22 protein-coding genes and 1 pseudogene are annotated in these 18,856 nt (G+C 53.9%); 14 read left to right on the forward strand and 9 right to left on the reverse strand.

The window, feature by feature from the left end:
• Nucleotides 1-2 precede the first annotated feature (2 nt).
• From KXU80_RS21200 to KXU80_RS21255, 12 genes are all read left to right on the forward strand, one after another.
• The gene (locus KXU80_RS21200; protein ID WP_219835126.1) at nucleotides 3-848 is read left to right on the forward strand and encodes an ABC transporter permease; all 846 of its coding nucleotides are present in this window, start codon (nucleotides 3-5) and stop codon (nucleotides 846-848) included.
• Nucleotides 849-887: 39 nt separating this feature from the next.
• The gene (locus KXU80_RS21205; RefSeq protein ID WP_219835127.1) at nucleotides 888-1,904 is read left to right on the forward strand and encodes an ABC transporter ATP-binding protein; all 1,017 of its coding nucleotides are present in this window, start codon (nucleotides 888-890) and stop codon (nucleotides 1,902-1,904) included.
• The gene (locus tag KXU80_RS21210) at nucleotides 1,901-2,815 is read left to right on the forward strand and encodes an ABC transporter ATP-binding protein (RefSeq protein ID WP_219835128.1); all 915 of its coding nucleotides are present in this window, start codon (nucleotides 1,901-1,903) and stop codon (nucleotides 2,813-2,815) included. The genes KXU80_RS21205 and KXU80_RS21210 overlap by 4 nt, the downstream gene beginning before the upstream one ends.
• A gap of 24 nt (nucleotides 2,816-2,839) precedes the next feature.
• A complete protein-coding gene (locus KXU80_RS21215; protein WP_219835129.1) occupies nucleotides 2,840-3,277 on the forward strand; it encodes a hypothetical protein in 438 nt (145 codons plus the stop codon).
• Nucleotides 3,278-3,618: 341 nt separating this feature from the next.
• Nucleotides 3,619-4,266: an HAD-IA family hydrolase gene (locus tag KXU80_RS21220; protein ID WP_219835130.1), complete on the forward strand. Its 648-nt coding sequence runs from the start codon at nucleotides 3,619-3,621 to the stop codon at nucleotides 4,264-4,266.
• 142 nt (nucleotides 4,267-4,408) lie between these two features.
• Nucleotides 4,409-4,693, forward strand: a complete 285-nt coding sequence (locus tag KXU80_RS21225; protein WP_219835131.1) for a late competence development ComFB family protein — start codon at nucleotides 4,409-4,411, stop codon at nucleotides 4,691-4,693.
• A gap of 135 nt (nucleotides 4,694-4,828) precedes the next feature.
• Nucleotides 4,829-5,317, forward strand: coding sequence for a translation initiation factor IF-3 (gene infC, locus KXU80_RS21230; protein ID WP_219835132.1), 489 nt, complete (start codon nucleotides 4,829-4,831; stop codon nucleotides 5,315-5,317).
• A gap of 150 nt (nucleotides 5,318-5,467) precedes the next feature.
• The gene (locus tag KXU80_RS21235; protein ID WP_219835133.1) at nucleotides 5,468-6,148 is read left to right on the forward strand and encodes a FadR/GntR family transcriptional regulator; all 681 of its coding nucleotides are present in this window, start codon (nucleotides 5,468-5,470) and stop codon (nucleotides 6,146-6,148) included.
• Between the two features lie 110 nt (nucleotides 6,149-6,258).
• The gene (locus KXU80_RS21240) at nucleotides 6,259-7,599 is read left to right on the forward strand and encodes an ABC transporter substrate-binding protein (RefSeq protein WP_219835134.1); all 1,341 of its coding nucleotides are present in this window, start codon (nucleotides 6,259-6,261) and stop codon (nucleotides 7,597-7,599) included.
• Between the two features lie 169 nt (nucleotides 7,600-7,768).
• A complete protein-coding gene (locus KXU80_RS21245; RefSeq protein WP_258171089.1) occupies nucleotides 7,769-8,554 on the forward strand; it encodes a carbohydrate ABC transporter permease in 786 nt (261 codons plus the stop codon).
• Nucleotides 8,554-9,378, forward strand: a complete 825-nt coding sequence (locus KXU80_RS21250; protein WP_219835136.1) for a carbohydrate ABC transporter permease — start codon at nucleotides 8,554-8,556, stop codon at nucleotides 9,376-9,378. The genes KXU80_RS21245 and KXU80_RS21250 overlap by 1 nt, the downstream gene beginning before the upstream one ends.
• On the forward strand, nucleotides 9,375-10,556 hold the full coding sequence (locus KXU80_RS21255; RefSeq protein ID WP_219835137.1) for a trans-sulfuration enzyme family protein: 1,182 nt from the start codon (nucleotides 9,375-9,377) through the stop codon (nucleotides 10,554-10,556). Before KXU80_RS21250 ends, KXU80_RS21255 begins: the two co-directional genes overlap by 4 nt.
• A gap of 63 nt (nucleotides 10,557-10,619) precedes the next feature.
• On the opposite strand, the gene KXU80_RS21260 is transcribed toward KXU80_RS21255, so the two are convergent.
• The 5 genes from KXU80_RS21260 to KXU80_RS21280 all read right to left on the reverse strand — a co-directional run bounded on the left by KXU80_RS21260 (nucleotide 10,620) and on the right by KXU80_RS21280 (nucleotide 14,360).
• Entirely contained in the window at nucleotides 10,620-10,880 is a 261-nt protein-coding gene (locus KXU80_RS21260; RefSeq protein WP_219839281.1) for a hypothetical protein, read from the reverse strand.
• Nucleotides 10,881-11,005: 125 nt separating this feature from the next.
• Nucleotides 11,006-11,965 (reverse strand): hypothetical protein, encoded by a 960-nt coding sequence (locus KXU80_RS21265; protein WP_219835138.1) that lies wholly within the window; start codon nucleotides 11,963-11,965, stop codon nucleotides 11,006-11,008.
• Nucleotides 11,966-11,987: 22 nt separating this feature from the next.
• Nucleotides 11,988-12,986, reverse strand: coding sequence for a BtrH N-terminal domain-containing protein (locus KXU80_RS21270; protein WP_219835139.1), 999 nt, complete (start codon nucleotides 12,984-12,986; stop codon nucleotides 11,988-11,990).
• Nucleotides 12,983-13,915, reverse strand: coding sequence for a helix-turn-helix transcriptional regulator (locus tag KXU80_RS21275; RefSeq protein WP_219835140.1), 933 nt, complete (start codon nucleotides 13,913-13,915; stop codon nucleotides 12,983-12,985). The genes KXU80_RS21270 and KXU80_RS21275 overlap by 4 nt, the downstream gene beginning before the upstream one ends.
• Before the next feature lie 256 nt (nucleotides 13,916-14,171).
• Entirely contained in the window at nucleotides 14,172-14,360 is a 189-nt protein-coding gene (locus KXU80_RS21280; protein ID WP_219835141.1) for a hypothetical protein, read from the reverse strand.
• A 161-nt stretch (nucleotides 14,361-14,521) separates the two neighbouring features.
• On the opposite strand from KXU80_RS21280, the gene KXU80_RS21285 reads away from it, so the two are divergent.
• A complete protein-coding gene (locus KXU80_RS21285; RefSeq protein ID WP_219835142.1) occupies nucleotides 14,522-15,028 on the forward strand; it encodes a hypothetical protein in 507 nt (168 codons plus the stop codon).
• A 79-nt stretch (nucleotides 15,029-15,107) separates the two neighbouring features.
• Here KXU80_RS21285 and KXU80_RS21290 read toward each other — a convergent pair whose 3' ends face one another.
• The 4 genes and pseudogenes from KXU80_RS21290 to KXU80_RS21305 form a co-directional block, all read right to left on the reverse strand.
• Nucleotides 15,108-15,794 carry a PspA/IM30 family protein gene (locus KXU80_RS21290; protein ID WP_219835143.1) on the reverse strand — a complete coding sequence of 229 codons (687 nt, stop codon included), beginning with the start codon at nucleotides 15,792-15,794 and terminating at the stop codon, nucleotides 15,108-15,110.
• Nucleotides 15,795-15,946: 152 nt separating this feature from the next.
• Entirely contained in the window at nucleotides 15,947-16,174 is a 228-nt protein-coding gene (locus KXU80_RS21295) for a PspC domain-containing protein (protein WP_219835144.1), read from the reverse strand.
• Between the two features lie 277 nt (nucleotides 16,175-16,451).
• A pseudogene (locus KXU80_RS21300) lies at nucleotides 16,452-16,742 on the reverse strand (spore gernimation protein); the annotation flags it as partial.
• A gap of 49 nt (nucleotides 16,743-16,791) precedes the next feature.
• Nucleotides 16,792-17,622 carry a coiled-coil domain-containing protein gene (locus tag KXU80_RS21305; protein ID WP_219835145.1) on the reverse strand — a complete coding sequence of 277 codons (831 nt, stop codon included), beginning with the start codon at nucleotides 17,620-17,622 and terminating at the stop codon, nucleotides 16,792-16,794.
• Between the two features lie 274 nt (nucleotides 17,623-17,896).
• Between KXU80_RS21305 and KXU80_RS21310 the strand changes: the two genes are divergently transcribed.
• A complete protein-coding gene (locus tag KXU80_RS21310; protein ID WP_219835146.1) occupies nucleotides 17,897-18,484 on the forward strand; it encodes a guanylate kinase in 588 nt (195 codons plus the stop codon).
• The last annotated feature ends 372 nt before the right edge of the window (nucleotides 18,485-18,856 follow it).

The raw sequence follows: 18,856 nt of genomic DNA on the forward strand, positions 1-18,856 counted from the left end.
ACATGAATCGGAGTAAATGGCGCAATGTCGGCAGAGAACTGCTGGCGAACAAGCTGGGAATCCTTGCGATTCTGATGCTCGTTGTGTTCGCTTTGGCCGCTGCACTTGCATTCTTGTCGTCCAAGGACCCGAATGAGATGAACGTGATGGAGAAGCTGATGCCTCCCGGAGCGGGTCATTGGTTCGGTACGGACGATTACGGGCGGGATTACCTCACACGCGCGTTATTCGGCGGGCGTGTTTCGCTGATGGTCGGGTTTGCCGTGATGGTGCTGTCTACGAGCATCGGCGTGACGGTCGGCATCATCAGCGGTTATTTCGGCGGACTGATCGACAGCCTGCTGATGCGGCTGGTTGAAATCATCATGTCGATTCCTTCTTTCCTTGTCTTGCTGCTGCTCAGCGTGTATTTGAAGCCGAGTGTTGGCAATTTGATCGTTATTATTTCGTTATTGATGTGGATGAATATTTCCCGGATTGTCCGCGCGGAGACGCTTGCACTGAAAGAGCGCGAATACGTGCTCTACGCCAAAGCCTCCGGTCAAGGCGCATTCGGTATCATTATCAAACATATCCTGCCGAACCTGGTATCCGTCATTATTGTCAGTGCGACGAATAATATCGCGTCGGCAATCATGATGGAATCCTCGCTCAGCTTCCTGGGCTTCGGGGTTCAGGCGCCGAACGCGACGTGGGGCAGTATGCTGAACGGAGCGCAGGGGTATATGATTCAGTCGCCGTATTTGGCGATATTCCCAGGCCTGCTTATTTTCTTGACGGTGTTCAGCTTCAATGTGCTGGGGGACATCCTGCGGGTCGGATTCGAGCCTAAGCTGGGCAAGCGATAGCATGCACGGCGACCGAAGGAGCAAAGGAGTGAAGAGGTTATGACAGAACGGCTGCTGACGGTCGAGCAATTAAAGGTGTCTTTCCATACCCGGAGCGGGGAAAATCAAGCGGTTCGCGGTGTCAGCTTTCATGTGGATGCCGGCGAAACCGTAGGCATTGTCGGAGAGTCGGGAAGCGGCAAGAGCGTGACGGCCAAGGCGATTATGGATCTGATTCCTCCGCCGGGCGAGGTGCTCGGCGGCAAGATCAGCTTCCGCGGCGAGTCGCTGAACCGCCTGCCGCAGAAGCGATGGCGCAAAATCCGGGGCAACCGGATCGCGATGGTGTTCCAGGATCCCATGACGTCGCTCAATCCCGTCAAGACGATTGGATTTCAGCTGGCGGAAGTTATCCGCAGGCACCGGGGATTAGGTAAAGATGAGTCGCTGCGGGAAGCGGCCGAGATGCTGCGCAAAGTCGGCATCCCGGAACCGGAGCGGCGATTGAAGCAATACCCGCATGAATTCAGCGGCGGGATGCGCCAGCGCGTCATGATCGCCATGGCGCTCTCCTGCAGCCCGGAGCTCCTCATAGCGGACGAGCCGACAACGGCGCTCGATGTCACGATTCAAGCGCAGCTGCTGGATCTGCTTCAGAGCCTGAAGCAGCAATCAGGCACCGCGATCGTACTGATTACGCACGATCTTGGCGTCGTCGCGAAGGTTTGCACGCGCGTCGTCGTGATGTACGGCGGCATGCTCATGGAAGAAGGCACCGTGGAGGATATCTTCTACCGGACCGGCCATCCTTACACGGAAGGTCTGCTTCGGTCTCTGCCGAAGCACGGCGGCGAGAATCGGGAGCGGCTTGTTCCCATCGAAGGAACGCCTCCGGATCTCATCGATCCGCCGAGCGGCTGTCCGTTCATGGAACGCTGCCCCTACGCGTTCGAGAAGTGCAAGACGCTTCCGCCGCTGATTGAGCAGGGCGATCATCATCGATCCTTGTGCTGGCTGCTGGAAGGCGGCAAGGAAACGCTCCGGCAGGCGTTAACGGAAGGAGGCGCGGTCACATGAGCAAGAGTGAAATTCTCGTGGATGTGCGGAATTTGAAGAAGCATTTCTCCAAAGGCACGGATATTTGGGGTCGAAGCAAAGATGTGCTGAAGGCGGTCGACGGCGTCAGCTTCCAGATTCGCCGCGGCGAAACGTTTGGACTTGTAGGCGAATCCGGCAGCGGCAAGTCGACGGTCGGACGCTGCCTGATCCGGCTGTATGATTATACGGACGGCGAAGTGTATTTCGACGGGCAGAACTTGTCGAAGCTCGGGGATAAGCAGCTGAAGCCGTTCCGGCGACGTATTCAGACCATTTTCCAAGACCCGTATTCCTCGCTGAATCCGGGTATGAGCGTGCTGGATCTGATCGGCGAGCCGATGAACATCCACGGGGTGTTCAAGCGGGAAGACGAGCGCAGGGAGAAGGTAGGCGAGCTGCTGGAGAAGGTGGGGCTAAAGCGGGAGCATCTGACCCGGTACCCGCATGAATTCAGCGGCGGCCAGCGGCAGCGGATTTCCATCGCCAGGGCCTTATCCGTGCGGCCGGATTTCGTCGTATGCGACGAGCCGATCTCCGCGCTGGACGTATCCGTGCAGGCGCAGGTCATTAATATGCTGGAGGACTTGCAGGACGAATTCGGCCTGACGTACCTGTTCATTGCCCATGACCTGTCGATGGTGCGGCATATCTCGGACCGAATCGGCGTTATGTACGGCGGCCGTCTCGTGGAGGTGGCGGACAGTGATGAATTGTACGAGAATCCGCTGCATCCGTATACGAAGGCGCTGCTGTCCTCGATTCCGATCCCGGATCCCATTGCGGCCAGGGAACAGCGTTCGCTCACCTACACGTATCGTGCGCCGGATAACGGGACGGGCGGCCAGCTTCGGGAAGTGAGTCCGGGGCATTTCGTCGCCGACTACGAATAACGAAGAGAAAGGAAGGAAGAGGCAATGGAAACAAACCATGCGGTAAAGCTGTCCCAATGGGATGCGCTTATGCTGGAGGGGCTGCGGAAACGGAGCGGATCCGACGAGGAGCTGCTGCGCAAGGTTCGGGAGCGCGAGCTGCCGGTCGACGAGAGCATCTATCAATTCGATTATGAGGCGCTGGCCGATTTCGCCGCTGCGCATCCGGATACGTTCGAAGCTGCGGTTAAAGAAGGCTATTCCATCAAATACAGTACGGTTCGAGGCATCCGCTCTTGGATCAACGTCACGTATGTACAGGAGCCGGAGCTCGTGCTCGATGAGGGCCAAGAATCCGTGATCGCAACGCTTTCTCCTGCGGAGAAGGAGCGTCTGGAGTCCGTCCTATCCTTTGGCTGGAGGGTCCGCGAAGAGCGTCCCGGTGAAGCCGGCGTTTATCAAATCGAACCGATTCAGCGGTAAACAGCTCAAATATAGATAGGCACAAAAAAACCAACCTTCAGAGGTTGGTTTTTTTGTGCGTGAAACGCGCCGTCCAGCGCAATGACCGCGAGCATGAATCCGAGAAACGTTATACGAAATATTAATCATCCCGAGTGGTATAATTAGGCATCAAACCGTTGATTAAAGGATGCTCCAGATGAATCTATGCGATTCTACACGAATAGACGAAAGGTCAGGATGAATGGTTGCAGAATCCGACATTTTCTGGCCGACTCATCTGCTGCAAGTATCCAAATACAATCTTGTTGCTGAACGGTGAGTTCCATACTATTCTAAATATAGGCAGAGGAGCAGTGCGCTTGAACAGTAATTCGCCGATTAAGCACATGATCTTCGATTTCGACGGCACGATTGTCGATTCCAGAGGATTAATGATTGACCTGTATAATGAGCTGGCTGTCACGCATAACTATAAAATCATTGCGGCTGAGGAAGTGAACGGCTTAAGCAAGCTGTCGATTCCCGAGCGATGCCATGCTCTGGGCGTGCCGCTGTACCGCGTGCCGCTGCTGGCTAAACAGGCCAAGAGCAGGTATCAAGAGAAGATCGAATCCCTGAAGGCCAACCCCGGCATGAGAGAGTTAGTGCTTCAATTAAAAGAAAACGGTTACGAGTTGAGCGTGATTTCGTCCAACACGACGAGCAATATCGAAGCCTTTCTGAATCGGAATGATATGAATGAATACGCGCATGTGACGACGGCAAGCAACCTGTTCGGGAAGCATAGGGCTATCAACGCGTTTCTCAGGAAACATCGGATATCCCCGGAGCACGCCTGTTACGTGGGAGATGAACTTAGGGATATCGAAGCCTGCCGAAAGTCGAACATCCGCATTATATCGGTCGCCTGGGGCTATGATTCAGCTGAGCTGCTGCGGCAGGGCGAGCCGGATTATCTCGCATGGAAGCCGATAGAGATCATGCGCTATCTTCAGAAGGCGCATTAGGTACCCTGCTGATGGGAACCTCCGGCTTGATAGTCGCAGACGCAGAAGCGTAGTAACAGAACAGACAACGAAAGCATGTGCTGCGCTTTTGCTTCGCAGACCGTATAATAGGAGAAAAAGATACCTGCATGGGAGTGTGCAAATGAAGTATTCGCATGAGCTAAATTTCCTGAACGTGATGGAGCCGATAGTGCGCGACATGCTGGAGGAGCATTATGTGCAGACGCGAATCCTGAGCTGTGCCTGCGATAAGTGCACGCTGGATATTCTCCTCCTCACGCTGAATCATCTGCCGCCGCACTATACCTCCAGTCAAGAAGGCGAAGCTTATATTAAAGCGTACTATCTCAATCCGCAGCAGCAGTCCGATATTTTGCGGGAAATTACGAAAGCGGTTCAAATCATCCAAGAGCGTCCCAATCATTAGCAGCAAATCACCCGGTTCATGGGTGATTTTTTTCGAAGTTCTGAAGGCGAAGGGAAATAGGCAAGATAGAAGCAACAGCATGCGGGCTGCAGGTACGGTCCCGCTAGACTATTCGACAGGAGGACGGGAATCGATATGATCGTGAATGAGCAAATTCGAGCATCCGAGGTGCAGTTAACCGGCATTGACGGAGAGGATCTCGGCATCGTATCGCGTAACGAGGCTCTTGCGCTGGCCAAGCAGCATAACGTGGATCTCGTGTGCGTCTCGCTGATGAGCAGTCCGCCGCCGTGCAGGCTGATCAGCCGCGGAGCTGCGAAGCAAGGCATGCATGCGCAGAAGCAGGAAGCGAAGCGAAAGGAACAGCCGCAGAAGGTAAAGGAAATCCGCCTGACCCCGCAAATCGAGGAGCATGATTACGACACCAAGCTGCGGCAGGTGGAGAAGCTGCTGGATTCCGGCAATGCCGTGGATCTTACGGTTCGTATGCAGGGCAAGGAAGGACCGCAGGCCAAGGAGCTGCTGGAGCGGCTGCTGAAGGAGCTCGCGGACCGGGGCAGTAAGGAAACAGGTATTCAAATGAGCGGCAAAAGCGTCAGTGTACGGGTGCATCCGCTGCGCTAACGCCAGTCGAGGGGGCTTCAGCTGCATAGGATAGCCTCCTGGATTGTGAATTTCTGACATCATGCGGTAGGTTTTATTGACTTTCGTTGGTTCGTCCATTACTATTAGCCTGTCAGATAGGTTGCAAGGTAAGGAGGAGGGAAATGAGCCATGGGTAAAATCCAAAAAATTCTTGTGCATGAACAAGTCTCGCAAGAAATTCAAAATTATATCCAGGAGAAAGAACTGTCTGAAGGCGACAAGCTTCCTTCTGTCGAGGAATTGACCAAAATGTTCGGGGTTGGCCGCTCGTCGCTCCGCGAAGCGCTTCGGTATCTGGAAGCCATGGATATCATCCGGGTCGAGAACGGCAAAGGGATCTTCGTCTTGGATATGAATACCTTCCGATTCATGGGCAAAGTCAAAATAGAGCGGGAGCGCAACTTCCTGCTACATACGCTTGAGGTTCGAAGAGCGCTGGAAGGGCAATCCGTTTTCCTTGCTTCCAAGCGGATAACGGACAAGCAAATCGCTGAAATCGAAGTTTGCTTGGCAGAATACCACAGGCGGAAGGAAAGCGGCAAAGATACGTCGCAGATCGATCTTGCCTTTCATCGGCATGTCATTAAGGCAGCCAACAATCCGATTTTGGAGACGGTACTTGATTCCATCTCGGGGCTGTATGAGAAGTTTTTCAATGATCCGCTCGGCAACAAGCAGCTGTTCGATGAGACATATCCGTTCCACATCACGATGTTCGACGCCATCAAATCGCATGATACGGATAACGCCATGGCCGAATTCTACAAAATGATGGACTGCATCGAGGGCATCTTAAAAAGTGCCAAATAAGATATGTTTTATATTGACAGCGATTCCTGCTTTCAATATAATCAACCTATCAGACAGGATGACTGTATGATACATTTTGTAGGGTACATTTAGATGGGGGGAAGAACGATATGACAAGGCATAAGAAATACTCAGCTTTATTGCTAGTTGGAGCTTTGTCTGCCGGACTTTTGGCGGGCTGCGGAAGTAGTAATACCGAGACAACATCGAACAATGGCGGCGGCAATAACGGCGGCAGCAAGGACGAACCCGTTACGCTTCGAATGATCGAAAGCTTGACGAGTCCGAAGAGAACACAGTTGCTGCAAGCTTCCATTGACAAGTTTCAAACTGCAAACCCGAACATCAAGGTAGAGTTGATTTCACCCCCGTTTGACCAAGCGGACAACAAGATCAGAACGATGCTTGGTGCTAATGAAGACCTTGATGTTGTCGAAGTCCGCGATTTGACTGTAGCTGAACTCGTGAATAACGGCTTTATTGAACCGCTTGATACGTATGCGGCAAGCTGGTCCGATTTCTCTACTGTAAGCGCAATCTCGAAATCGCTCGGTTCTACAGGCGGCAAGCTTTATTTCGTTCCTAACGGCTTGTACGAGCGCCAATTGTTCTACCGTGCAGACTGGTTCAAAGAGAAAGGTCTGAACCCGCCGACAACGTGGGAAGAGCTTTACGATACAGCTAAAAAATTGACAGATCCAGCGAAAAACCGTTACGGCTTCTCGTTCCGCGGCGGCGCAGGCTCGAACGGAACGACAGATGCAATGGTTCTTGCCTACAACGGCGATAATGTAGATCTGAATGACTCCATGTTCACGAAAGACGGCAAGAGCATCTTCTCGACGCCTGAAGCAAAATCTGCTATTGAATTGTACCTTAAACTGTACAAAGACGCTTCTCCTAAAGACTCCATCAGCTGGGGCTTCCAAGAGCAGGTGCAAGCCTTTACTTCAGGCGTAACGGGCATGCTGCTTCAAGATCCGGACGTCATCCAATCCCTGTCGGAGAAAATGGAAGCAGGAACATGGGCAACAGCACCGCTTCAAGCAGGTCCTTCTGGCAAAGCGCTTCTTGCGGCTGGCGGAGCAGGCTGGGGCATAACGGCAAACTCCAAGCATAAAGACGAAGCTTGGAAATTGATCTCCTTCCTGTCGAGTCCGGCAGAGAATACGGAATTCTCTAAAGCATACGGCTTGATTCCGATCCACACATCGGCTGCTGAGGATGATTTCTTCAAAACAGGTCCTTACAAAACGCTGCTCGACATGACCAATGCTCCTGACAAATTCCTGAACTTCAAACCGCCGTTTGATTACCCAGGTACTGGACAATGGGGACAAGTCGAGATGGAATCCGGCCAAGCGCTGATTCTCGGCAAAGCCAATATCGATGACACGCTCGCGAGCTGGTCGAAGTATTGGGATGAACAGAAAGCAAACCTGAAGAAATAATCATCGGTCATGAAAACCCAAGGAGGGCGGCAATAGCCGCCCTTACTATATTCAGAAGCAAGGCGGTGTGGACATGAAAAATCAGAAGATCTTTATACTATCGGGGCTAATCCCCGCCTTGTTGCTAGTTCTGGCGTTTACGTATTACCCTTTCCTTAGGGGAATCATCATGGCGTTTCAGGATTATAAGTTGTTTGATCTTCGTCATATCAAGTTCGTGGGCTTCTCCAACTTCAAGGATGCCTTCCAGGATCCGAAATTTCTACTCGCACTAAAAAACAGCGGTTATTGGGTATTCTTCTCGCTTATTTCACAATTTCTCATTGGTCTAACGCTTGCGCTCTTCATGAAGAAACAGTTCAAAGGCAGAGGGATTTATCAAGGCTTTGCTTTCTATTCCTGGGCGTTATCCGGTTTCCTGATCGGGATGATCTGGAAATGGATGTTCAACTCTCAAATCGGCGTTTTCAATGATCTCTTGCTTCGCACGGGCATTATTCACGATCGGATCGGCTTTCTTTCGAATCCGAGTTGGGCCATGGCTTCCGCTATTATCGCGAACGTTTGGTACGGCGTCGCATTCTTCGCCATCATGCTGCTTGCAGCGCTGCAATCCGTGCCTGCGGATCTTTATGAGGCCGCCGACATGGATGGAGCATCCGGTACGCGCAAGCTGCTGAACGTTACGCTTCCTTATATTATGCCAACGATTATTTCCACGACCTTGCTGCGGGCCATTTGGATCTTCAACGATCCGACGCTCATCTACGGTTTGACCAACGGCGGACCGGCAGGCAGCACGCATATCTTGTCCTCGCTCATGCTCGACAAAATTATTTATGCCGGCGATTACGGCGCGGCCTCGGCAATCGGCGTGATCATGATCGTGCTGCTGCTGCTCTACACCATCTTCTTCCTAGGTATCACCAAAGCTGAGAAAGTAGGTGATTTCTAATGAAGAAACTTCTAGGGTCAATCAAGTTTTTGTTCCTGTCGATCTACTTGATCGTCATGATCTTCCCGCTTTATTGGATCGTCATCACGTCGCTTAAGCCGCAGAAGGATATTTTCTCTTTCCCGCTTAAGTATTGGCCGGGTAAGTTCACGTTCCAGAACTACGAGAACATCTTCAAAATTTCTAAATTCCACATTTATATCGGCAACAGCTTGATTGTTGCGATCGCGGCGGCATTCGTCGTTATCATCATCTCGGTGCTTAGCGCTTATGTTATGGCACGGTTTACGTTCCGCGGCCATCGCCAAATCATGCTTGCTTTTTTCTTGACTCAGATGCTGCCGGGCTTTATCGCGCTCGCACCGCTCTACCGGATGATGAGCAGTTTTCATTTGACGAATCATCTATTCTCGCTCGTGCTCATGTATACGGTCGGTTTGATTCCGTTCTCCACCATCATGTTGCGCGGTTTCTTCCAGCGGATACCCTCGAGCCTTGAGGAAGCGGCTATGATCGACGGCTGCTCGCGCTGGACGGCTCTGCTTCGTATCATCATCCCAGTTATGCTTCCGGGCATTGCATCAACCTTCATCTTCGCTTTCGTACAGAACTGGAATGAGCTCTTCGTGGCGGTTATGTTCATCGACAATGATGCGCTTAAGACGCTTCCGGTTGCGATGAACTCGTTCATTCTGAAGTTTGACGTCGATTGGGGTGCCATGTCGGCAGGAGCGGTACTTTCGATTATTCCGACCATCTTTATTTTTGCCATCGCTCAGCGTTTCATCGTAGAAGGACTAACACAAGGAGCAGAAAAAGGATGAGCAGCACCAATAACCAACCAGATAATCGAGAAGACAGCAGAGAGCGGCAGTTTACGCAAGCGGCCCATGATCCAATCGATCTGAGACATCACGGCGCGATCCATGTGCCGATCTATCAGAACAGTTTGTTTGCCTTCGATACGTACGAAGCTTTCGAGCAAGCGTTTCAATCGCTTATGCACAATCATGTGTATTCGCGAGGCAACAATCCTACGGTCGAATTTCTGGAGAAGAAGCTGGCGGAATTGGAGGGGGCCGAAGGGGCAAAATGCTTCGCCTCCGGTATGGCGGCTATCTCTTCGTCCATCTTGTCCGTCGTTCAGCAAGGGGATCATGTCATCTGCGTTGATCAAGCGTACGGTCCGACGAGAGAGTTTTTCTCCGTCTACCTGACACGGTTCGGCATTGAGACGACGTTCATCGACGGCAGCTCCATCGATCATTGGCGCGAGGCGATTCGTCCGAACACGAAGCTATTCTATCTGGAAAGCCCGACCACGATGCTCTTCGAGCTGCAGAATCTGCAGGCATGCGCTGAACTCGCCAAAAGCTTCGGAGCACGGACGATTATCGACAGCACGTGGGCAACCCCATGCTTCCAAAATCCGCTAGCGCTCGGCATTGATCTGGTCGTGCATTCCATCACGAAGTATATCGGCGGACACAGCGACTGCGTCGGCGGTGTTATACTCGGCTCGCAGGAGCTCGTCGACCATATCGGCTATAACGAATACATGCTGCTCGGCGGCATCATGACGCCGCAGACGGCGGCGCTCATCTCCAAAGGACTGCGGACGCTTCCGCTGCGCATGCAGCGCCATGAAGAGAGCGGCCTAGTCGTGGCGAATCACGTGAGCACACTGCCTTTCGTGCATCATGTCAATCATCCCGGCTTGCCATCGCACCCGCAGTATGAGCTGGGCCGAAGCCAAATGTCCGGTTACAGCAGCTTGTTCTCGTTCGTTACGCGCGAGCCGCTGAAGAAGATGAAGCAGTGGGCCGATAATCTGCAGCTGTTTAAGATCGGCGTCAGCTGGGGCGGCTTCGAGAGCTTGGTCACCGTCAACCCGCGGAGCAGAGAGAATGACGAGGCGTGCATCGTCCGCTTGTACGTTGGACTGGAGAATCCGGCAGACCTGACCGCAGATCTCGAGCGTGCCTGGGCTTCTCTGGCTTAACGGATGTAGATAAACAGCAAGATATAGAAACGCCCTCCAAATCCAGAGGGCGTTTCTTGCGCATTAATAGGAATGCCTGTCGTAGCGCGGATATTTGTGCCGAAGATGGTCATGATGGTCGCGTTCCGGCTCGTCAACCTCTTCGAGGTCGCCGTCATTCTCGCCATCGTCGAACTCATGCTGCACGTTGTCGACGATCTTCTCGACCGCTCCGCTCAGCATATCCAGAGGTCCGAAGGCTTCGTGGTCCTTGGGTGTATTGATGCCTGCCACGGTATTCGAGGTTTCGTTAAATCGTTCGCCATAGCTGCTTCTCAAATTCAATGCTGCTCACCGCCTTTTGCATGATTTGGGGGACTGTTCCAAGTGCTTCACGGGTAGCTTGCCCCGTTGCGGGCCGTTACACTCAAAATGGTCTGCCTTTCCTGCAGCCGGCGTTTAGCCGCGACTCAGCGCAAACCGATATCGTGGAACCGGTTATGGAGCGTTTCGCGCAGCATTGATTTCATGCCTTGGATGGCATGGGTCTCCAGCGTGCAGGCTTGCCGCAGCAGGGGAACGAGCCGTGCGGCGCTGCCGGTTCGTGCTTCAAGCACAAGCTGGCCAAGCAGCGCGGCCAACTGCTCGTAGTCTGCCGCAATGACAGCGCAGGCGGGCCAAATGCATGCGAGATGCGCGGTGTACGCGGCGAGATCCGACTTGGCTGCTGCGTATCGGCGAATTAAGGCGGCCGCGCCGGCTTCGTCGCAATCCGTGCTTTGCAGCGCATCGATAAACGCAGGATAGACCGCTTGCCCGCAGGCATAATCACGCGCAGGAAGCATGGGATCATGCGTCTCCCATTTGTAGATCGCCTGCATGAACGATTCGCGGTAAATTTCCCGCTCGTCAAGCGGTACCTGCGACTCGAGTGTCTGGAAATACCAATACGGCTCATCGTTGCGGCCGAATTGCTCGTAAGGGAGCCGCTTTAACTCGTCGTCCCGCGTATCGGCACCATCTGCGTACAGGAGGATGCCGGCCTCATCGTCATAGCCCGCGGCAACGACAAAATCGTCCTTCCAGAACACGGCGCCTGTCCCGTCGTCGATGGAGCGCTTGATGGCAGAAATGGCGTGCTTCTGGTACACAGGGAAGGTAGGGTCGAAGCTGAAGCCGGCCATCTGGGAAGACGTAATACCAATGAAATCGGCCGCGAGGAAGTGCTCCGCCATCCAGTTATATGCATGCCAAGAGGCAGCGCCGAGCTTGCGGCTGACCGTAAAGCGGAAAGCATTTACGGTCATGCCGGCCAGCGTGGCTTTGGGGAGATTGACGGAGCCGCGATGTGTAAGAATAGCGTGCATGGCATCGACATAGGAATGTGATTCATGGCGCATGGATAGACCGGTTAACTGATGCTTGTTCATGAACAGCGACTGCCTCCTGACTTCAACGCGGTGTATGGGAGCCCCATCTGGGGAGGGTGGATCGTTTGCGATCCGGGTACTGGTCGGCAATGCTGCGGCAAATCGTCATCGCCTGCTGCTCGAGCATGGCGGCCTGCTGCATTATACTGCAGAGTTGCTCGATACGAGCTGGATGAACGCGTGTGCCTTCCGCGCCGGTATGAAAGCATTCCGCTGCCGCGGCCAAGACGGTTCGAAGCGAAGCATAGGCTGCCGCAGCTTGATCCAAACCTGGCAGCGTATGCTGCACATCGTGCAAATAAGCAGCGACTTCTCCTCTTGTGTAGATGTAGTCGTTCATAATGTAGACGGCTCCGCCCTCGTCATACGCGCCTTTCCTCAGCCCGTCGATCAAGTACGTGAAAGCCAGCTTGCCGGAGGCCAGATCGGTGTCCGGCAGCGTCTTATGCGGCGTATCCCAGTCGTGAACGGCCAGTCGGATCGATTCGAGGACCATGTCCCGCAGCGGAATTTGTACGCGCTCACCGAAGCTTTGCGCGTACCAGAACGAGGTGAAATTCAGGCCGAAGTTGTCGTACAGCACGACTTCGCTCTCGGCTGACGAGCCGTCCTGCACGTAGAATACGGCATCTTCATCGTCATAGCCGTAGATAACGCCGAACTCGGGAATCCAGTAAATGACGCCGATTCCGGCATCCAGCGAAGCTTTGACCCAGTTGACTGCATCCTTCTGGTAGTGGGGGAAGGTCGGGTGGCGCGATCTTCCGCCGTCCCAAATCGTGAACAAGCCGAGATTTGCAATCGCAGGATTATGCTCGTTGCCCCATTGGCCATAAGCGGACACCGATAAGGGAAGCAGCTTCTCGTGAACCGTGAATTTGAAGGCCATGCCGGTCAAGCCGGACAGCATGTATTTGGGTCCGTCAAACAGTCCTGCAGCCGTGAGTATGGTGTACAGGCTGTCGATGTACGATTTGGATTGCCGCTGCATATGAATCGCGTTCAGCATGATGGATGTCACCGGAAGTTCACCTCTTTTTCATCGTCTGTCAGACGCCGACGGATATCGGCGCACTGGCTTACCAGCCTGGCCTTCAACCATTTCGGCGCCAGAAGCTTAGTCCATGGCGAGGACCATAATTGCCGCAGGAAGGCGTCGGTATCGTGAAACTCCAAGGTGTAGACGAAGTCTTCTTCTGCCGCCTGAATGCGGTAGCCGTGCCATGTGACACCGGGGAGAGGCGTGTCAAATTGGAGTCTGGCGGCAAACGGCTTCTTGACGGGTCCGTTGCTGCCGCCGCTATGCCATTCAACGGCTTCGACCGTATGGGGGTCGAAACAAGAAGCCGTGACGGTAAGGCCTGCGATGCAGTCCAGCCGAAGCGTCCGCTGCTTCTGCTGCGTGACGGAATAGCCGGCAACATAATCGCAGTTGAAACGCGAGAAGAGCGTAAGCGGCCAGAAGGTGAGCATTTCTGCATCGGCATCTTCATGGTAGCTCAAAGTTACGACGGAATGGGCGGCGATCGCCGCGGTCAGCCGGTCGAATTTGTCGATAAGCTGCGGGTTCGTCTCGAAGACCGGCAGCCGAAGCTCAGCCGCCAGCGCCTCGTCCGGCGCGAAGCGGTCCAGCAAGTTGGCGATCCGGTTGACGGCAGGCGCACCGTCGTAATTGTACTGCCGGTATCGGCGGGCTAAGTAGTTCAAAATCTTCTTCTCTTCATCGGTCATATACAGGAGCGGAAGCGCGTATGTTTTATCCTCGTAGCAATAACCGCGACGCTTGGCTACATAGAGCAGGGGGGCTGATAATGAATAGGCGAGATATTCGATATCCCGCTGCGCCTGGCGCTTCGAAAGTTCGAATTGTTCGGCGAGCAGCGAGCTGTTTGGATACTTGCCTTCTCTAATTTGACCATCAAACCATCTGATCCGGTGCGTGTTGCCCAATGGAAACCACCTCATTTATGAGAGCGCATACAAATGTACGTCATGCTGGCTTTATTACACCATTGCGGTTTGGGCATGGCAAGCTATTTTTGCCGTGCGGCATGCTGGTCTTGGCCAGCAGGCAGGCGAGCAGGTGCTTGTTGAAGCAAGGGCTGACCGGGATTGACGCTCGGGCAAGGAAGCTTCGAGCCGAGCGCCGTTCCTTCATGAATCCTGGCGAAGGGCAGTCGTGTGCATCAGCCGATCATCCTGCGCATTAACCGGAAATCGCATCAATGTTGACCTGCGGCGCATGGATGCATCGTTTGCATACTTTGACTGCGGTTCCGTCCGATTTGGCGCGGGGGTAGAGCAGCTTGATGCGGGTTCGGCTGCAGGCCGGGCACGTGCCGCGCCCCCTTGAAGGCAGGCTCCATAAGATGTGTCCTCGTTTCGTTTTTGCCATGTAAATGGACCCTCTTTTCTTGAAATGCTGTTATCGTTGCTGTATCAGTGTAAACCGGCTGGTACGACATAAAATGTCATACCAGGTTGTAAGATTTTGGCCTTGCGGGGCCAGCTATGGTATAATCACTGGCATCCTAATCTCGTAGTCCGGAGGCGATTATGCTTAGTTTTGAACAGAAGCTGTCGATATTGGAGTCCTTTCCCGAGCTCAGCCGGAAGGACGTGTCGCTTGGCCGCGTTAATTACCAGTTTGAAGAAAGTCTTTATGACAAAAAAAATGTAGCGTTTCACCTGCACCCGAACGGCAACGGGTTTATTTACGGGGGGCACTTGAGCGGTTACGATACAGATGACAAAGGATTCGTGAACATCCGCGATTATGACGAGGCGTCGCTCCGCAAGCTGGTGGAAGCCTCCATCCGTTCGCTGTCCGTCCGGGAGCCGGAGCTGGCTGCGAATACCGCCAAAACATCGGCGGCACGCGGCGGAGGCAGCAAGGGCAAAGGCAACACCTCGATCTGGCACGGCACGGATAAACAAACGCTGACCTTGAAGCACGAGGATGACCTGTGGTACGTCTACGCCGGACCTAATTTGGAGATGGTGCTGGAAACGTACGAGGAAGCCGAGCAGTATTTGCATGAGGAAGGGTTTTTCCTGGTGTAAGGAAGGATCAGTCAGCTGAAATACGTAAAAAACCCCGAGACCTCGCTAAGTGCGAAGCTTCGGGGTTTCTTGTATTGCTTTACTCCGTCGGCAGTTTCTTGCGAAGAAGCTCCATTTGCTCATCCACAAGCGAGGCTTTCTCGGCAGCTGGATACGCTGAAGCCGATATGCCGGTGTTTGCCGGGTAAGGGGTGCGGGAGGCGGCCACATGCGCTTCCCACTGCGCGATTTTGTCCTCGATGCGCTGGAACCCGCGGGAAGCCGAGCCGCCGTCAAGATGAGCGGGGCCGGCGTTGAAGCTGGGCATTCCGGTGCGGGCTTTCGCTGCAGTCTGCTGAATGCGGGCGACAAGCTCGTCGCGTTTCTTGATCAGATGCGGGAGCTCGGCTTTGGCCGCCTCAAGGCGGACGCTCAGCTCGGCAATCTGCTGCTTCGCCTTGTCATGCCACGCGCCGTATTCCTGCGCCTTCTCCGCATAATGCAGCTTCGCTGCCAGCGCATCGCGGGCATGCGCTTCTTGACCGGCGCGCATCGCTTCCAGCGCCTTTGATTCGCTGTGATCAGCCAATGCGGAGGCTTCCAGCGCCTGCTGCTGCAGCCCTTTGGCCAGCGCTTCCTGCTTCAGAAGCTCGTGCTGCACATTGGCAATTTCGTTCTGCATGTTGCGTACGTATTGGTTCAACATCATCGTCGGATCTTCCAGCTTATCCAGCAGCTCGTTAGCCGCAGCCTGCGTCAGCGTAAACAATCGATTCAAAATTCCCATGTTTGTCATCTCCTAAAATTTTTGTGATTATGCCCGTCGAGGTTCTCGACGGGCGGAGCAAAAATTGACTTCGGAAGGATAAGCTTTGATTTTTGTGATTATGCCCGTCGAAGTTCTCGACGGGCGGAGCAAAAATTGACTTTGGAAGCTCCTCACCCGTAATGGCGGAACGGGCTGTCCGGCGTAAGCACTTCGAACGGCGCTTTCGGGACGAGGAGGCTGGCCACGATGTAGAGCAGCAGCGTCGTTCCGAGACTGAATACGCCGGATACGAGAAGCAGTAATCGGACGATCGTGGCGTCTACGCCGAACCAATCGCCGATGCCGCCGGCTAGTCCCGTCAGTTTGCGGTCAAGCGTGGAGCGGTAAAGCTTTTTCATATCGAACATCTCCTTTAGTGTGAGCTGACTATGATTCGAGCCCGGCTGCTGCGGCTCGCGGAAGCGATGCGGTTCGTATAACCTGTATCTCTAGTGTAAGTCGCGGGAGAGCAGCGAGAAACGGTCCAGCGGCGGTTTTGGAATCCAGCCTTAAGGCGGGGATAGCCTCCGACCTAAGGCGGCTGAATCCGGGAAATGGCCGTGTTCTTAACGGCTATCAACGCAAAAACATCCCGTCCCTGCTCAGCATGAGCGGGTACGGGATGCCTTCGGTCGATTACGGGAGCAGCTTGACGACTTGGAAATTGTCTTCGAGCAGGAGCCAGTTTTGCGGGAAGCTGAGACCCAGCTTCCCATAGCTGATTCCGCGCAGCTTCAGCTGCTTCAGGAGGTTAAATTTGGCTTGGATAGAGCGGGCATCCTCGAACCAAACCTGATGCTCCTGCCGAGCGTCGTCCCAGTACGAGAAATAGGGCGCCTGCGCCTCGTACAGAATTTCGGCATTGCGCTGCCTCGCCAGCGCGAGGGCGGCCTGCGGGCTGAGTGATTTCGCCACGGGGCCGCCTTCGTGCGCACATTCGCCCATGTCAGGCGTTTGCGAGAAAGAGGAACGCGTCTTATTTGGAAGGAATGAGCGCATTTGTCTGGCTGATAATACCGGATATCCGATTCTCGAAGGTGATGATGCGGCCCTTCTGCTCCACGATGGTCCGCGCAAGGGAGGACAAGGTGTTCAGCGATTGCAGCGAACCTTCATGGGAGCCGGCCTTCACCGCGGCATTCAGCGTCTTCACGACGCTTGGAATGTTCTTCTTCGTGCCGGATACGACTGCTTGGACGGATTTCGTCTGATCGCGCAGCGGTTCGATCTCGGTCAGATTCGCTTTGAGTGCTTTCACGGTTTTCGCAGTTGCGGCTTTGGCTGCCTTCAGCTGGTCCTCCTTCCACCTGATTTCAGCGCGGGCAATCTGAACGGCTGGCTTCAGAGCATCAGCCTGCTCCTTCAGCATGGCGGTAAGTGCCTTCAGCTTCAGCGCTCTGGCGTCGGCAATCCGTTCATTCAGCGACGTATACAGCGTCAGCAGCGGCTTATAGTGCTCCCGCAAAGCGGCTACTTCCTGCGTCATTCGGTTCAGCTTCTGGGCATCAACCAGCTTGATGCGCTGGCGTACGGCCTCTAGCGCCTTGCCGTTCGCGGCATGCAGTGCGCTGTACTGGCTGTCCAAGCCGTTTTCCTGCGTCTGATACGACTGCAGAATCTGCGTCTGGGTGTTCAGCCTCTCCTTCATCGCCGGAGCGGCAGCGGCAATGTGCTTGGTAAGCGCGGCCTGCGCGCTGTCCGTCAGCTTCACGGAAGCGGCTGACGCGGCGCCAGGCAGCATCGACAGCAAAGCAAGCCATACAAGTAATACGGATGAAAACGCCTTCATTCCCATAGACTGTAACATAACAACAAAACTCCTCCTTAGCCGCGGCACTCCCCGAGGAACGCAAAAAACCCGTAAGAAAGGCAGAGTATGCCTTTGCTTACGGGTGCTTCCAACGTAAGAGAACCGCGATATTCGTTATTTTGTAAAATATAGCCGATTCCCCTGGATTAGTCAAGCGGATGCAGTTGGAGCCATTGCTGGAATTTTGCGGTATACGGTATAATGAAGGCACAAAATGCTGGAATTCAGAGGACTTGAATCGAAAATCTACCGGATTAGGGAGGCTGGGACGATGAGTGAGGGATCGGATCGCAAGCTGATTTTCATATTTACAGGACCGGACGGCTCCGGGCGCAAAACCGTTGCAGACAGCGTCGGCACAACGCTCGGCATTTCCAAAGTCATTTCGTACGCGACGCGCAGGCCGAGGCCGGGCGAGGCAAACGGCCAAGATTATCATTTTATAACCCAGGAGCTGTACGAACAGCTCGACCGCACGGGCGATTTCATCGAAAGCGTCGTCATCAACGGCAACCGCTATGGGCTTCGCGGCAAGGATATCGAGCAGAGCCTGCGGCAGGGAGGCAGCATCTACCTCATTCTCAATCCCGAAGGTGCGCACCTGCTCAAGGAACTGTACGGCGACCAGGTCGTCCGGCTGTTTATCTATGCGGACCGGCGAACCGTTCAGGAGCGCCAGCAGGAAGCGGGTATCGATGCGGATATCGTGAGATCCAATATGGGTCAGTATGAAACCGCGATCGCTTATCAGCAGCACTGCGAGCACGCTTTCGAGAATTACGATCTCGCGCATACAGTGTTCGATATCTCAAACACGCTGGAGAATTATCTGCAGCGGAATTTGGTAGAACGCGATTAGCGCATCGGCTTCAACTTACGGCAAGATGTGGTCCCCATTATCTCTCCCGCAATTCTGACCGGGTTTCCGTAAACTATTCGCGAGGAAATTAAACTATCCAGACCGTAGGCTGCCGTTCGTGCCGGCAGCCTCGATCTGGTGATTATTCAATTATTCAACTATTGTCCCCCGAAAGCTTAACGCCCGCCCGCGCAGTCTACAACTGTATATTCACGGTCTAATACTTTATTTTCTCAAGACAGCTGTAGATCAGTGATTTCCATGCTGCAGTTGACACCTGTTCGTAAATATGTTAAAAAGTGTTCGATACATGATCATGGGAAACTAGCAGCAATCGATTCATGGAGCCTAGAGAACTGTTCAATCAGCGCA

The organism is Paenibacillus sp. R14(2021) (assembly GCF_019431355.1).
Classification (GTDB): Bacteria; Bacillota; Bacilli; order Paenibacillales; family Paenibacillaceae; genus Paenibacillus_Z.